Source organism: Pseudoalteromonas marina (genome assembly GCF_000238335.3).
Taxonomy (GTDB): Bacteria; Pseudomonadota; Gammaproteobacteria; order Enterobacterales; family Alteromonadaceae; genus Pseudoalteromonas; species Pseudoalteromonas marina.
Window position 1 is genome coordinate 354,681 of record NZ_AHCB03000012.1, and the last position, 16,045, is coordinate 370,725.

At 41.0% G+C, this 16,045-nt stretch carries 9 protein-coding genes; 2 read left to right on the forward strand and 7 right to left on the reverse strand.

The annotated features are described in order from the left end of the window. Positions 1-197: 197 nt before the first annotated feature. The 6 genes from PMAN_RS17470 to PMAN_RS17495 all read right to left on the reverse strand — a co-directional run bounded on the left by PMAN_RS17470 (position 198) and on the right by PMAN_RS17495 (position 9,952). On the reverse strand, positions 198-2,117 hold the full coding sequence (locus tag PMAN_RS17470) for a tetratricopeptide repeat-containing diguanylate cyclase (protein ID WP_010556820.1): 1,920 nt from the start codon (positions 2,115-2,117) through the stop codon (positions 198-200). 284 nt (positions 2,118-2,401) lie between these two features. Beyond that, a complete protein-coding gene (locus PMAN_RS17475) occupies positions 2,402-4,054 on the reverse strand; it encodes an RluA family pseudouridine synthase (RefSeq protein WP_010556819.1) in 1,653 nt (550 codons plus the stop codon). A 139-nt stretch (positions 4,055-4,193) separates the two neighbouring features. Further along, positions 4,194-6,242, reverse strand: a complete 2,049-nt coding sequence (locus tag PMAN_RS17480; protein WP_010556818.1) for a S9 family peptidase — start codon at positions 6,240-6,242, stop codon at positions 4,194-4,196. A gap of 145 nt (positions 6,243-6,387) precedes the next feature. After that, positions 6,388-7,614, reverse strand: a complete 1,227-nt coding sequence (locus PMAN_RS17485) for a threonine/serine exporter family protein (RefSeq protein ID WP_008129681.1) — start codon at positions 7,612-7,614, stop codon at positions 6,388-6,390. A gap of 107 nt (positions 7,615-7,721) precedes the next feature. Beyond that, a complete protein-coding gene (locus tag PMAN_RS17490) occupies positions 7,722-8,951 on the reverse strand; it encodes a glycosyltransferase (RefSeq protein WP_010556816.1) in 1,230 nt (409 codons plus the stop codon). Continuing rightward, positions 8,948-9,952, reverse strand: coding sequence for a LacI family DNA-binding transcriptional regulator (locus tag PMAN_RS17495; protein WP_010556815.1), 1,005 nt, complete (start codon positions 9,950-9,952; stop codon positions 8,948-8,950). The genes PMAN_RS17490 and PMAN_RS17495 overlap by 4 nt, the downstream gene beginning before the upstream one ends. A 164-nt stretch (positions 9,953-10,116) precedes the next feature. On the opposite strand from PMAN_RS17495, the gene PMAN_RS17500 reads away from it, so the two are divergent. Together PMAN_RS17500 and PMAN_RS17505 are read left to right on the forward strand one after the other, a co-directional pair. Then, entirely contained in the window at positions 10,117-12,579 is a 2,463-nt protein-coding gene (locus PMAN_RS17500) for an alpha/beta hydrolase family protein (RefSeq protein ID WP_010556814.1), read from the forward strand. A 71-nt stretch (positions 12,580-12,650) separates the two neighbouring features. After that, positions 12,651-13,268 carry a LysE family translocator gene (locus PMAN_RS17505; RefSeq protein ID WP_010556813.1) on the forward strand — a complete coding sequence of 206 codons (618 nt, stop codon included), beginning with the start codon at positions 12,651-12,653 and terminating at the stop codon, positions 13,266-13,268. Between the two features lie 52 nt (positions 13,269-13,320). Here PMAN_RS17505 and uvrA read toward each other — a convergent pair whose 3' ends face one another. Beyond that, positions 13,321-15,903: an excinuclease ABC subunit UvrA gene (gene uvrA / locus PMAN_RS17510; RefSeq protein WP_010556812.1), complete on the reverse strand. Its 2,583-nt coding sequence runs from the start codon at positions 15,901-15,903 to the stop codon at positions 13,321-13,323. Positions 15,904-16,045: the final 142 nt, after the last annotated feature.

Below are 16,045 nucleotides of genomic sequence, written 5' to 3' on the forward strand. Positions count from 1 at the left end.
CCAGATTTTAAGTTATTGAAAATAATGAGTTTATATGTTTTAGGCTATATTTTTGGATTGTTTGTGTATTTTTTACAGACGAGAGGATGAAATAATTTCTTACTTTTAATACGAGCTTATACTTCACGTGCAGCTTTTTACAATTAGCTTGTTAAAAACATATTTGGGGGGTATGTGTTTGTTAAGCTTTAATACGCCTAGGGCTGCTCAACATTAACCTGATTGCGGCCACTTTGTTTGGCTTTATAAAGAAGCTCATCAGCATGTATGATCAGTTTTTCAAGTGAGCGGTTAGAAGAGGAGCTAATTGCTGCACCTGCGCTAAACGTAATGGTTTCAGTATTATTTAAGCCTTCTATTTCGCTGCAAATATCTATCAGTGTATTGGCAATAGAATCGAACGTTGTTTTAACGCTTTGTTTATCAACAGTGTTTAAAACAAATAACCATTCCTCACCACCATAGCGGCCAAATTGGTCGTCACCAGCAAGTGTATTTTGTGCTGCACGAGCAAAAGCTTTAAGAACGGAGTCACCCACATCGTGGCCGTAAGTGTCGTTAATGTGCTTAAACAAATCTAGATCGACAATGGCAATTGTAGCATTGCTTTGCTTAAGTTTTTGAGCCGCTTTTTGCATAATACCGCGTCGATTTAAACTGCTAGTTAAGTAGTCAGTTAGCGCAATGTTATAATATTTTTTACGTTGTAGTACTTGTTTATAAATAAGTAATAACGACATAATAACTAAAATAAACGCAATTGTTGCGCTTAACCGCCAAATTATTTTTTGTTGATACTCTTCTTTGGCGAGTAATTCGTTAATGTTTTTGTCGTATTCTAGTTGGAGTATTTTTTCTTCTTTTTCTTTTACTTCAAATTTTATTTGCAGCGTTTTAATGTTTGTTTCGCTGGTGGCTTCGTAATGCTTTTTCATAAATGTAAGCATTTGCTCCATTGCGTCAAATGCATCGTCTGTTTTGTTGAGGCTTCGTTTTAACTGGTATCGCTTTTGAAGGTAATCGGCTTTATAAATGCTGCGGCTAAAATCATCGATCATCGAAAATACTTCATCGTTCATTTTATCGGCTTTTTCAAGTAAACCTTGTTTTTTATAAATATCTAGCATCAATATCATCGATGCGAGTTTCATATCACCTATTCCGGCTAGGTGGGCAACCTCAATATTTTTTGTGGCTAAGGCGAGCGCATCTTCGTAGTTTTCTTGTTTGTATAAAATATTAGCAATTGAATACTGAGCAAAAGACAGTCCTTTTTGCATGTTAACAGATTCAAAGTAAGAGAGTGCTTTGTCTAGATAAATGAGGGATTCGTTTGGTTTATTTATTTCAAGTAATACATTGCCCAAGCTCCAGTAAGCTTTAGCTGTATATAAGCCATCTTGAGTTTGCTGATATGCGATCAGCGCTTTTTTAGCGTATGTTATTGCTTTTTCTTTGTTTTCTAAATAATTATACGCATCGGCTATCTTCCTGTAAAAATAGCCTTGCGATGCAATATCGTTGTTTTGCATCGCCAGTTCTAATCCATCAAGTGCCACGCTCAAGGTTTTTTTCAGTTCATCTGTTTCGGTATAAAAGTATGCAAAGGCTCTTAAAATAATGATTTTTTCAGCCGGTGTAGATTGAGAAAATCGCGTTTTTAGTTGATTAACAACATCGTTTGCCTTTTGGAGTTCTTTTTGTAGGCTAAGCAGTTTTAATTGTGACTCCAAAAATAGCAGTAATACGTCAGGTTGTTTAGATAATTGCTGATTTGATAAGTAAACAGTGAGGTGTTTATTTAATTTTTCGTACTTTTCTTCCCTAAAAAGCAGTTCGGCATAAATGGCTGCAGCTTCTAAATGCAAAGCGTCATTCTGTTTTAATTTACTTTGCTCGTAAGCTTGAGTGATTTGTTTTTTGTTTTGCAGGTAATCAAGTTTATCTGTTCTTACACTTTTAATTAGCGCCCGTACGTCTTGCTGACTGAGCTCAGGGGTAGTGGAATTGTTTGAATAAGCAATACTTTGAAAGGCGGCGAGTAAAAAAAACACAACAACAAGCTGTTTAACCAACACCGATAGGTAACTTGCTTTAAATTGCATGTTATTAGTCATATTAAGCCCTTACTAACTTGATACGTGTAGCTTTTTTGAAAAACGTAGGGTTAGTTAAATTTTGGCTATACCTTAACCATATACTTTTATTAATCAAAAACTTAAGCAGGTTGTAGCCTTGAGAGACGTTTATATCTAGCATTTTCAATCTCTATTAAGTATTGGTTAACCATTAATTATCCAATTACATTACCATAAAAGTTATTTTATAAAAATATCTACGCCTATAATCCTAGTATAAGCGTGATAGCAGCCTTATTTATGGTGGTTTTAGTATTTATCTGTTAAAAATCAGCATCAATTTTAAACTCTAAGCGCTCGTGATTAATCGGGTGCGTGAATGCTAGATACTCAGCATGCAGGTGTAACCGGTCTGCTTTTTTACCATAATGTGTATCACCAATAATAGGGGTGTTTAAACCTAATACGTGTGCGCAGTGCACACGCAGTTGATGTGTGCGCCCTGTTTTAGGGTAGAGCTGCAAGCGAGTTGTGTTGTTTTTTCGCTCAAGTACTTGCCATGTTGTAAGTGCAGGCTTTCCTTTTTGGTAACACACTTTTTGACGCGGCTTATCATCAAAATCTGGTGTTAGGGGTAACTCTATAGTACCGCTTTCTTGTTCTATATTCCCGTCAACTAAAGCAACGTAGCGCTTTTCTATTGTGCGCTCAATAAATTGTTTTTGAATGGCTTTATGTGCCCGTTTATTTAGGGCAATGATTAATAGTCCTGAGGTTGACATATCCAATCGGTGCACAATAAGTGGGCCTGTAGCTTCTGGAAATTGTGTTTTCATACGCAAGAATACAGAGTCGTCTATGGTAATGCCCGGGACCGATAAAAACTCTGCCGGTTTATTCACTATGACCAAATCGTCATCTTGGTAAACAACAGTAAGCTCTTTACCTTGTGCAGGGTTATTCAACAGTGGGCTAGGTTCTACATTTAAGCCTTTTAGCATGTGGCCTAAGATAGGCTGACATTTACTAAAGCAAGATGGGTAGTAGTTTTTATGCTGCCTAACCGCAGATTTAGGCGGGGCTCCCCACCAAAATTCACCCATGGCTATAGGTGTTAAGTTATGTTTAAACGCATATTGAAGTAATTTAGGGGCTGCACAGTCACCTGCCCCCGATGCCGGCGTATGCTCAGGTAATTTGGCAAAAATAGCATTGAGGTCTTCTATTTCGCCATCAATATTAAGAAATTGATATTGAGCAAATAGTATTTTTTGTAAGCTTTTGGAGAGCGTTTTACGGCGTTTTTTTAAATGTTCAAGTTCATCGTTTATTTTGCTATGCGCTTGTTCAAGTGTGATTAGCTGTGTTTGCCATTTTTGCTTTAATGCCTGAAGCTGCTTTTTTTCTTCAATGCTTTGTGTTGCTAGCTTTTTTTTGAGTTGTTGAATTTTGGTTTTACTCGATTTTTTTTCAGCGTCGCTGCGTTGTTTTTTACGCTTTTTTCTGCTTTTTTGCATTAAAGCATGCTGCGCTTGCAGCTCTTTTTCAAAGCCTTTGTTGGCGGTAGCTAATAATTGGCTAATGCTCTTTAGTTGTTCACTGTTTTCAAGTTCGTCTATTTGTGCGTTCAAGTCATTTATTATTTTGCTTTTAGCTAAGTAATTTTCATCGTTTAATTGCATACTTGAAATAGGGGGCACAAAGTTAATATTTTCCTTGTTTGCGTCAACTTGCCCTGAGTAGGCTGCTAAAAAGCCCAGTTCGTTTTGCTCATTTTTAACCACTAACACGCCAAACATTTTACCCGCGTTTTCAGCTTTTAAATGTGGCAGTGTTTCGAGCTGCTGTTGCAATTGTTCGCTTGCTGCAATAGTTAACGGGTGTGGCTCGTAAAAAAAGGGGTAAGTAAACTGTTCCGGTAAAGGAATAGTGGAAACAGGTTGAGCAAATGGGGTAAAACAAGGGCTGTTAGACATAGCGGTCGAATCATGAAATTGAGGCGAAGAATTAATTTAGATTTTATCACAGCATGAGCTTGCTAGGGGATATTGGTTCTACAAATAATAAAAAAAGGCCAGCAACAATGCCGGCCTTGATATTTTAACTTACCACAAATTATTTATTGGCATCTTTTACTGCTTTAAGTTTTGCTGCGTGGTCTATTTCGTAATCAGGCATGTCTTTTTTACCCTCTATTAAATAGTTATCCATCCAACGCATTAAACGTAAGCTGTAGTCGTATTGTGCTGCCACTTTACGGTTGCCGTGGCCTTCACCCGGGTAATAAACAAGGCGTACATCTTTACCTTGTACTTTCATATAGCGGTAAAGCTCCATTGACTGTGCAGGGTGAACGCGTGGGTCGTCTTTACCGTGCATAATAAGCAACGGTGTTTCTGACTGACCAGCCCAGTAAATTGGGCTGCGCTCTAAATACCATTGCCATTTATCCCACGGGTATGAACGGGCATGAACTAGGTGCATTTCGTTTGAAATATCAGTGGTACCAAACTTAGAAAGTTGGTTAGTGACACCCACAAACATAACACTTGCTGCAAAATGTTCAGTTAGTTTTGTTGCACCCCAAGCAGAGGCGTAACCGCCGTAAGAACCACCTGTGATACCAACGCGTTTGCTGTCAACTAGACCCATGTCGACTAAATGGTTTTTAAAGTCCACTAGGTCGTCAAACTCTTTACCAGCGTAATCGTTTTGCCCTAGCTTTGAATAATCAACGCCTTTACCTGTAGAGCCACGATAGTTTGGATAAAATACTGCGTACCCACGTGCAGCACCCATTTGGCCAGGGCGAGAGTAATTGGTTACCCACCCATCTTTGTCGTGACTTTCTGGGCCGCCATGTACTGACATTATAAGTGGGTAGCGTGTGCCTTTTTTGTAATCGAGCGGGTATACAAGTACGCCGTCTAGTTCAACGCCATCACGCGCTTTAAGTTTAATCGTTTCTTGTTTAGCAAAACGTTTATCGTTCAGCCAGCTGTTTGAGTCTGTTAAACGCTTTGCTTTTTTACTACGCACAATAAACACTTCGTTAGGATGCTTAGCACTGTTACCACGAAGTGCCAATGTTTTATCTGAGTCAGAAACACTTAACTGCGTTGCAATAAATTGGCCTTCATCAACTAGCTTTTTGTATTTATTAGAGCCTGCTTTGATACTGGCAACAAAGCTTTGCGTACCTACATTGGCAATAAAGTTAAGCGTGTTACGCTTATGCGACCATTCAAAATCAACTACGTGGCCCATAAAGTTAGGTAGCCACTCAGTGATTTTTGCGGTTTCAGTGTCAGCAATAAATAAGCGGCCAGTTGCTGGGTCGTGCTGATCTTCTGCGCCTAAAATAGCGACGTATTTACCATCATGCGACAGCTCGGCATCGCCCAATTTACCCTGTGTTTTAAACGATAAAGTTACTTTTTCGTTAGCAATATCGTAAAGGTGCCACATTGATTTAGTATAGCGATCGTCAATAAGTGCTGTAGGTTGAGTTTTAACGAGTAGCTTTTCACTGTCGGCTGACCAGTTAACATCGCTTACATAGCTATCAATGTTTATGGCTGTTGGCGATAATGGTTTATCTTCTTTGGCCAAATCAACAACAAAGAGTTGTTTGTTTTTTAAACCTAGTTCGTATACTTCTGCTTTAAAACCAAGTTTTTTTAATTCTTTATCTGATTTGTCGGCAGCGGGCATCGCTAATAACGCAAGCTGTTTATTGTCTGGGCTTAGTTGATAACTTGAAATAGAAGTCCCTTTTAACGACATAACTGCTTGTGCTTGTCCGCCATCAACAGGAATTTGGTAAAGCGAAGTAAATTTATCGTCTTTAAGCTTTGCTAAAAAGTAAATTGTTTTGCTGTCGTTTGACCATTGTAGGCTTTTAATATTAACCGAGCCGGTAATAAATGGGCGTTCAACACCTTCATCGTCTACAACGTAAAGTTCGCTGTAATTGCTGCCATTTTCGTCAACGTAAAGTTTGCGTGGTAACGAGCGTGTAAATGCAACGCTTTCACCATCTGGGCTAATACTTGTTTGTATTACCGATTTTACTTTTGGAATGTCTTCAACTGTGATTGCTGATTGCGCAAATGCAAGGCTGCTTGAAAGCCCGATTGCTAGCGCTAAGCTTGTCTTAAGCATTGTTATATCCTTTATTTTTAAAATCCAGATTAGTATAACAAGCTAAGGTTAATAAACTAAAAAATGCGATTAATGCTCAAAAGAGGGCGTTAAATGAAGGTGATAAAATAAATAATGAATAGCGCGGAATGTACCGCGCTGCTTTTTATAAACTTTTTTTAGGCGGTAAGGCAACGTTTGCAAATATAAGCCCGGCTACAAGCGACATAAATATTAAAAATGTTTGCTGGCCTATATGCTCTGCATATATGAAGTCTTGGCCTTCAATAAGTGAATTTAAGCCAATGTAGGTTTTGCTACCTGGGACTAATACAATCAAGCCCTGCATTGCCACAATTGAAGCCGGCGCATTAGCAACACGGTTAAATAAATTACTAAAAATACCCACCGATAACGCGCCAACAAAAGTACCCAATGTGTAATCTAAATACATTGCTGACCCAATACTTGTGCCATAGGCTATAAAGCCTGATGCAATAGACCAACCCGCATGTTTTAGTTTGGTTCTAAATATAACTATTAGGCTGCTACACAGTAAAAATATAGCAAGCCAAGGTGTCCAGCTGGGTAAAGGCTCCGGTTGAACAAAGTCTGCTTGGCCAAAAAGTGCAAAGCCAATGCCTATACCTATAAAGCCACCAAAATAGAGTTTAAACAGCAACATAAATGAGTCCATTACTCTTGCTGTACCCGAGACCAAGTGGCGAGCTGCAAGCTCTGCCAATCCAAGTGCAAGCGCAAGGCCCGGTATAAATACAATAATGGCAGAAAGCACCACTAAGCGTATGTTTACTTCGGGTGTTATATAAACGCTTACAGCACAGGCCATAATTGCTGAAACAATAGCAACAAGTGGTTCAAGCATATGCGCTACACGTTTAGAGCGCATAGACCACAATACAAACATATACACCACAAGGGTGAGTAACGCAGACCAAATTACATCGGTCCAACTGGTGCCCATAAGCATTGCAAATGCGCCGCCCGAGGTTGCAAATGCAATACCTGTCGTTAATTTATTGTAAGGGTTAGGGGCATCAAAAATTATATCTAGCTGTTGGTCTACTTCTTGAAGAGACAATTCTTCATTAAGCATTTTATTTACAAGGTCGTCGGTATCGGCAAGTGATCCTAAATCATGATCGCCTGGGTCAACTCGTGCCACATGCGTATACTCATCTTCATGGCCGTCGGTCCAAATAACAAAGGTGACCGAGGTGGGCGACATAACAAACGACGATTTGAGGCCTAAGTATGTGGCGACTTCCATTAAGTGTGCTTCTAGGCGGTAGGCAGGCGTACCGTATTTATGAAGCATTTTACCCAACTTAACGATAAATTTGCGTTTTTCTGTAAAGGTTGCAGTTTTCAAATCTTATTTAGGCCAGTGTGTAAATAAATTAGCTAAAAGTATAGGCTAAAACGCCCATATGTAATGGGCGCGATTTTAAAGACTAATTGGTGTGTGTCTAGTCATTTTTAATCTAATTTTTTATTTTTTTCCGCTATCCATTGCGCCATGTATTGTGTGCTTCGCATTGTGTGATGTTTGAGCATTTGTCCGGTAAAGTTTTTTTCACGATGCGCGATTAAATCGCTGCTTATTGCATCTATTTTATTAATGAGCGCCGCGCTTAATTTTACTTTGTCGTATACGGTGTTAAGTAGCGTATTGCCAGCTTGCTGGGCATGTGTAAAATCGGTTTCATTGGTATAAAGCTCAACGGCTGCATTTGCAAAGTCTTCGGTATTATTAGCCACTTTACCAGACCAAGGTAAATCGTTGTGCATGCCCTCTACACCAATACTAGTGGTAACGCTGGGGGTTTGCATTATCATGGCTTCAAGTAATTTACCTTTAATACCTGCGCCAAACCTAAGAGGGGCTAAACAGACGCGCGCACTTTGCATTACATCAAAGGCGTTATCGGCCCAACCTTTTATTAAAAACCCGGTTTTTGGGTTGTTAAGCGCAGTGGCTTTAGGTGGCGGGTAAGAGCCATAAATATGTAGTTCTGCTTTTGGTAATTGCTTGCGAATAAGCGGCCATATTTTTTGTAAGTAAAGTACTGCATCCCAGTTTGGCGCATGCCTAAAATTACCTATCGTCATAAAGTGCTGACGTTCATCAAAGCTTTTTGTGGTTTCGGGCAACGAGGTTAAATCGACCATAAACGGTAAATGGTGTAATAAGCTTGGTTCGACCTTAAATACGCTATTGAGTAATTCCATTTCGTAGCTTGAAATAATTAGGCTTAGGTCGCAACGCAAAATAGCCGCTATTTCGCGTTTTGCTATGTCTGAATGTAAATCGCTTGTTGTAAATTCACGCTCGCCTTTGTGCGCTTCATGGCGTGCGTTTCGCAGGCACTGTAAATCTTCGGTATCGAGAATCTTAATGGCATTGGGGCAATGCTTATCAACGCGCCAACCAAATTGTTCTTCCATCATAAATCGGTCAAACATTACAATATCTGGGTTATAGCCTTTAACGTATTCGTCAAAGCTTGCACAATTAAGGGCAATGCTTTGGCTTGTTATACCAAAGTCGTCAAGGTTTACCATGTGCTCTGTGCGTTGAGCGGGAGTAGCAAACTCCACTTGCCAGTTTTGTGCTGTAAATGCGTTCAATAATGACATCATGTGCGTACCCGCAGCGGATGAGTTGGGCTCTGGCCATACGTAGCCAATTACCAGCACTTTTTTCATTGGCTAGACTCTTTAATTTGTAAGTTAACATTTACCAGTGTTTTAACCGGTGGGGCTGTATTTTGTAATAGTTCTTGTAATACTAAAAGGCAACGTTTTGCGATTTCATGCGTGCTGATTGCAACACTCGTTAATGTATCGTCAAGTAAGGCGCTATTTTTAACTTGCTGACAGCTTACTACTTTAATGCGTTGATTAGCTGCTAAGCCTAATGTGTTAATGCTTGCTAGCACGCCGTGGGCGATAATGTCATTCGCACACACAATGGCGTTAATAGCAGGGTTGCTTTTGTAAGCCTGTGCAAAAGCATTTTTGGCACTAAGTGCTGAGCTTTCATCACATTCGATTGCGTTTAGTGGCGATATACTGTGTTGGGCACATGCGGTATTAAAGCCATGTTGAAGTGTTAAGCAGCTGCTTAATTGTAAATTGCTGCCTATAAACGCAATGTTTGTAACCCCTTGAGAAAGTAAATGCATGCTAACTATATGGCTAGCTTTTTTGTAGTCAGGTAACACACAAGGTGCATTACTAAATGCAAGCTCTTGCATTAACGTAACAACGCTATGCTTAGAACTTAATGTGTCTAACCATTGGGTGCATGTATTAGTCACAGGGCAAATTATAAATCCGGCGGCGTTGTATTCTTTTAGTTTATTAATTGCCTGTGTTTGCTGCTCAACGTTATTGTTACTGCTAACAATAACGGCCTGAAAACCTTCATTGTTTAATATTAGCTCAAGCTCGGTGGCCAACTGTGCCATAACAGGGTCAGTTAAATCATTTATAACCACAGCGATTAAATTAGAGCGCTTTGAGCGCATAGCTGCGGCATCGCGATTATAAACGTAGCCTAACTCATCAATTGCTTTTAATACTTTTTGTTTGCTTTTATTACTGACTTTTTTACTTTGAGTCAGCACCAAAGACACCGTTGATTTAGACACACCTGCAAGGTCGGCAACATCAAAAATTGTGACAGATTTAGCTTTGTTATGCATAGTTGTGTTTGTCGCAGTGATAAATTAAAAACGCGTTAGTGTAGCTTAAACTGGGCTGTTAAGTCATCTTTTGCCATGTGTTGAGCCACCTTAATGCTTTATGAACAAAGCAAAACGTGTTTATATACACTTAATTGTGTAAAAAATAACAAAAGGATAAAAACATGAACGCTTTTAGGCTGTTAGTTGCCTTTATTTGTTGTGTTGTATTACTACCATTTAGTCATGCAGAGCAGGGCTACCAAACTCCTTCGCCTGATTTAGCGGCAGTGGTAGATGCTAAATTGGCGCCCACAAGTTACTTATCAAGTGATGGTCAGTGGCTTGCGCTATTTGAACGCAGGCGTGTTGTATCGCTTGATGAGCTTGCAATTGAAGAGTTAAAGCTTGCGGGGATTAAACTAAACCCGGCTAATTTTTCACGCACACGGGTGCGCGCAAATTTTAGTGCTGTAGAACTTAAACATGTGCAAAGTGGCACTGTTATTAATATTAATAACTTACCAAATGGTATTATTCGCTCGCCTAAGTGGTCTTCTAATAGCAAATACTTAGCGTTTATTGTTGAACAAACAAACGAAGCAAATTTATGGCTTTATAGTGTTGAAAGTAAACAAGCAAAAATGCTATCGAGTGCTGCGTTAAATTCAGTTTTAACGGCATCGCCATACCAATGGTTACCAGACAGCACAGCCATTATTGCAAACCTTGCTGTAAATGTTGGTAAACCACGGCTAGAAAACAACAGTCAAAATGTTGTGCCAGTTATTCAGCAAAGCACTGGCGAAAAAGCCCCTGCACGCACGTATCAAAATTTATTAACGAGCCCATTTGATGAAGCTCAATTTAAGTTTTTTGGTCAAGGCCAGTTGGCTTACATTACTCTTGATGGAAAAGCTCAAGCTATTGGCAGTCCTGCACTTTTTAAATCGTTTTCGGTGTCGCCCGACTCGACTAATATTTTGGTGGCGGGAATTAACGAGCCGTTTTCGTATCAAGTGCCTTACAGCCGCTTTGCGACAACGTGGCAAATATGGGGTATGCGCGGTTTTGCATTAGCCGAGCTTGCTAAGCAACCTTTGGCCGATAATATTCCACAAGGTTACGACAGTGTGCGTACAGGAAGACGTAATTTTGAATGGCGAGCAGATCAGGGTGCTGAAGTTATTTGGGCAGAAGCGCAAGATGGCGGCGACATGAAAACTGACGTGCCACACCATGATTACATTTATAGCTTACGTGCGCCGTTTAAACGCGAGCCAAAGTTATTTGCAAAAGTAGAACGTCGTTATGCGGGTATGGAGTGGGCTAATAACGACATTGCTATGCTTAGCGATTGGCGCTTCAGCGACCGTCAATTACGCACGTATGTAATACAGCCGCGTAATGCAGATAGTAACCGTGTGCTGTTTTCAGAGCGTAGTTATAACGATGCTTATAAAGACCCTGGTAATGCTATTTACGAGCGTAACGATTTAGGCGCTAACGTAATTAAAGTGGTTGGTGGGCGTTATATTTACCTGCGCGGCAATGGCGCGTCAGAACAAGGTAACATCCCGTTTTTAGACAGGTACGATGTAAAAACAAATAGTAGCAAGCGTTTATGGCAATCTAAAGCGCCTTATTACGAGCGTGTAAGGGCGCTGCTTGATGACGAAGGCGAACGCTTTATTACTGTTCGTGAGTCTAAAACTGAGCAGCCTAACTTTTTTATTCGTGATTTAGATGACGATTCGTTAACCCAACTAACGCAATTTGAACACCCATACCCTGCTTTTAAAGGTGTAACAAAAGACCAAGTGCGTTATACGCGCGACGACGGTGTTGAGCTTTCTGGCACATTATATTTACCACCAGGGTACGACAAAACACAAGGCACTTTGCCTGTGCTTATGTGGGCTTACCCGCTTGAATACAAAGACAAAGCAGTAGCGTCGCAAGTTCGCGAGTCGCCTTACGAGTTTACGTATATTGGTTACTGGGGCCCAATGCCGTACCTTGCCAAAGGTATTGCCGTGTTTGACGATCCTAAAATGCCGATTGTAGGTGTTGATGGTAGTGAGCCAAATGATCACTTCAGAAAACAGCTGGTTTCTAGCGCCAAAGCAGCAGTAGATGTATTGGTTGAAAAGGGGGTTGCTGATAAAGACAAAATAGCCATAGCAGGGCACTCATACGGTGCATTTATGGTTGCTAACTTATTGGCGCATAGTGATTTATTTAAAACAGGTATTGCTCGAAGTGGTGCGTATAACCGTACGTTAACACCGTTTGGTTTTCAGGGGGAAGAACGTGATTTTTGGCAGGCGCAAAGTGTATACGCTAATATGTCGCCGTTTTTTCACGCCGAAAAAATCAATGAGCCAATGCTCATGATACACGGTAAAGAGGATCCTAATTCAGGCACTTTTCCAATGCAAAGTGAGCGAATGTATGCCGCGCTTAAAGGCTTAGGAAAAGATGCCCGTTTAGTTATGCTGCCTTACGAAGCTCATGGCTACCGCGCACGTAAAAGCTTATTACATGTATTGTGGGAGCAAGAGCAGTGGTTAGATAAGTATTTGTTAAATGATACACCACAGCCAGTAGAGGTCGTTAGCGAGCCTGCTGTTAATACCCAGCAATAACAATACACATAGGCAAGCAACAGCGCGGCTACTTATAGCCGCGTTTTTGTTATGAATACGAGAGTAAATTAATGATTGATTCAGCAGCACTGGCAGTTTTTATTCCTACCTTCTTTTTTGTATCTATCACACCGGGTATGTGTATGACCCTTGCCATGACATTAGGTATGAGCATCGGTGTGCGCCGCACCTTGTGGATGATGATAGGTGAGTTATTGGGAGTTGCTAGTGTAGCTATTGCGGCGGTACTTGGGGTTGCAAGTGTCATGCTAAATTATCCTGATGCGTTCGCTATTTTAAAATGGGTCGGTGGTGCCTACTTAATTTATATAGGTATAAATATGTGGCGCGCCAAAGGTAAAATGTCGGTTAATACACATAGCCCAAGTGATGTAAGTAGGCAGTCGCTTTTTACGCAAGGGTTTATTACCGCTGTTGCTAACCCAAAAGGGTGGGCGTTTATGATTTCACTATTGCCGCCGTTTATTAATGTTGACCAGGCTGTTGCGCCACAGTTATTTATTTTACTTAGCGTAATTATGATAACCGAATTTGTAAGTATGTTAGCGTATGCAACAGGTGGTAAAAGCCTTCGCTTGTTTTTAGCCCGAGGCGATAATATTAAATGGATGAACCGAATTGCAGGCAGTTTAATGATGCTTGTAGGTGTTTGGTTAGCCTTAGATTAATAATAAAGAGCCCGTGGCTCTTTATTATTTTGTGCATAACGACTATTAATTTTTAATTAGAACCTGCGTGATTTGACTGCGCTTTTAAAAATGGTGCCGTTTTACTTTTTTGTGATTCAGCGACCCTTTCAGGTTTTCCTTGTGCAACTATTACCCCGCCTTCGTCGCCAGCTCCTGGGCCAATATCAATAACCCAATCACTGTTACTGGCTACTTGCATATCGTGCTCAACCATAATGACGGTGTTGCCAGCATCAACTAAGCCATTTAACTGCGCCATTAGCATGGCTACATCTTTTGGGTGTAGGCCTGTGGTTGGCTCATCTAAAATATAAAGCGTATCGCCACGCTGTGTACGTTGTAGTTCAGTGGCAAGTTTAATACGTTGTGCCTCGCCGCCCGAAAGTTCAGTAGCAGGTTGCCCTAAACGTAAATAGCCAAGGCCCACTTGTAAAAGCGCATTGAGCGCGCGCAAAATAGCGGGTTCATCGGTAAAAAATGTATGCGCTGACTCAACGGTTAAATTAAGCACATCGGCAATGGTTTTCTCTTTGTAGGTAATATCGAGTGTTTTTTGGTTATAGCGTTTGCCATTACACACAGGGCAAGGTGAATACACGCTGGGTAAAAATAACAGCTCTACGCTTACAAAGCCTACGCCTTCGCAGTTTTCGCAGCGGCCTTTTTTAACATTAAACGAAAAGCGACCGGCATCGTATTTTCGCTTTTTTGCCTCAGTGGTGTTTGCAAACAGTTTACGTACTTGATCGAATAAGCCCGTGTACGTTGCAAGGTTTGAGCGAGGTGTGCGGCCAATGGCTTTTTGATCAACCGTAATTAGGCGCTTTATGTACTCAATGCCCAGAGTTATTTGCCCGCCGGTTGCTACGTTGAGCTCTTGCTCGAGTAACTCTGCTTCGTCGGTTGGCATTTGTGGCTGCGATTTTTGCCCAAGTGCATCGTAAACCAGGTCAACAAGTGCTTGGCTAACTAAGCTTGATTTACCTGAGCCAGATACCCCTGTAACACTTGTAATAACCCCAAGCGGAAATTCTACATTAAGCTTTTGTAAGTTATTACGTTCAACATTTTTAAGCGCTAGCCACGCTTTAGGTTGGCGCTGCTTGTTTTGTATGGGTGCCTGCTGGGTTTGGTTATTTTTAAATAAATACTGGCTAGTGTGTGAGCTACTAATTTGCTTTAAGCCTTCAACGGGGCCGCTATAAACTATGTTACCGCCATGGGAGCCCGCATTTGGCCCAACATCGACTACCCAATCGGCATGTCGAATAACACTTACGTCGTGCTCAACCACAAATACAGAGTTACCAGCAGCTATTAGTTCATCTAATGCGCTTAAAAGTGCTTGTGTATCGGCAGGGTGTAAACCTGCCGAAGGTTCATCTAACACATACACAACACCAAATAATTTTGAGCGAAGTTGCGTTGCTAGCCGCAAACGTTGTAACTCCCCTGGCGATAGCGATGGGGTGGTACGATCAAGTGATAAATACCCTAGGCCAAGTTTAGTTAATGATTCTATACGTTTAATAATATCACTTGTAATACGCTTAGCGACGATGGCTTTTTCTGGGTGTGTAGCGTTACTTTTAGCAGGTGGATTAGCGGCAAATCTTAATTTATCTGCAAGTTCGTTCAATGTTAACTGCGAAATTTCGCCTATATCAAGGCCTGCGACTTTAACCGATAACGACTCTTTTTTAAGCTTTTTACCTTTACAGCTTTGGCATGGGGATATTTGCATAAACTGCGACACTCGTTTTTTAATACGAGGACTTTGTGTTGTAGCAAAAGATTTAAGAACAAAGCGCTTAGCACTGGTAAAAGTACCTTTATAGCGAGGTTTTTCGCCATTTTTAATGGCGTTTTTAACCTCTAAAATAGTGTAGTCTGGATAAACAGGCACAGTGGGGGTGTCGTCTGAAAATAAAATCCAATCGCGTGCTTTTTGCGGTAACTCATACCATGGTATGTCGATGTCGTAACCAAGTGATACCAGTATGCGGCTTAAGTTTTTACCTTGCCATGCTGGTGGCCAAGCTTCTATTGCGCCTTCGCGTATCGTTTTTGTATTGTCGGGCACAAGTAGTTGTTCGGTTACCTCAAAAGTGCGTCCAATGCCCGAACATTGTGGGCATGCACCTTCGGGGGTATTTGGAGAAAACGCATCGGCATACAAAATGCTCTGCCCTTTAGGGTATTCTCCAGCGCGTGAGTAAAGCATTCGCAGCGCGTTAGAAATAGTGGTTACGCTGCCAACCGATGAACGAACAGAAGGCGCACCGCGCTGTTGCTGCATTGCTACTGCTGGTGGCAGCCCTTCAATTGAATCTACGTCGGGTTCGTCAACCTGATCGATTAACCTGCGTGCATAGGGCGACACCGAATCAAGGTAACGATGCTGCGATTCAGCAAATAATGTTCCAAAGGCGAGCGATGATTTACCCGAGCCCGATATACCAGTAAACACTACAAGCGAATTACGGGGCAGGTTTACATCCACATTTTTTAAGTTATGAACACGTGCGCCTCTTACTTGAATGCTGTGCTCAGTGTTTAATAAAGCCAATTGCGAATGTTCAATCGCGCCTGAACTGTTAAATGTGGTTGCCATGTAATTTTCTCCGTTTAATCGCCATGTTTATTAGGTGAAATTAAAGCTTAGGTTACACAAGCAACGCTGAATGAGCGCTTAGTGAGCATTATTGAATTTGTTGTGTATGTTTACATAATAGGTAAATGCTGAGAGTATGCTT

What these genes read in the sequence shown, in the direction of transcription:
- PMAN_RS17505 (WP_010556813.1), top strand. Translation starts at nt 12,651, where the DNA reads ATGATTGATTCAGCAGCACTGGCAGTTTTTATTCCTACCTTCTTTTTT.
- PMAN_RS17475 (WP_010556819.1), bottom strand. Translation starts at nt 4,054, where the DNA reads ATGTCTAACAGCCCTTGTTTTACCCCATTTGCTCAACCTGTTTCCACT.
- PMAN_RS17470 (WP_010556820.1), bottom strand. Translation starts at nt 2,117, where the DNA reads ATGACTAATAACATGCAATTTAAAGCAAGTTACCTATCGGTGTTGGTT.
- PMAN_RS17490 (WP_010556816.1), bottom strand. Translation starts at nt 8,951, where the DNA reads ATGAAAAAAGTGCTGGTAATTGGCTACGTATGGCCAGAGCCCAACTCA.
- PMAN_RS17500 (WP_010556814.1), top strand. Translation starts at nt 10,117, where the DNA reads ATGAACGCTTTTAGGCTGTTAGTTGCCTTTATTTGTTGTGTTGTATTA.
- PMAN_RS17495 (WP_010556815.1), bottom strand. Translation starts at nt 9,952, where the DNA reads ATGCATAACAAAGCTAAATCTGTCACAATTTTTGATGTTGCCGACCTT.
- uvrA (WP_010556812.1), bottom strand. Translation starts at nt 15,903, where the DNA reads ATGGCAACCACATTTAACAGTTCAGGCGCGATTGAACATTCGCAATTG.
- PMAN_RS17480 (WP_010556818.1), bottom strand. Translation starts at nt 6,242, where the DNA reads ATGCTTAAGACAAGCTTAGCGCTAGCAATCGGGCTTTCAAGCAGCCTT.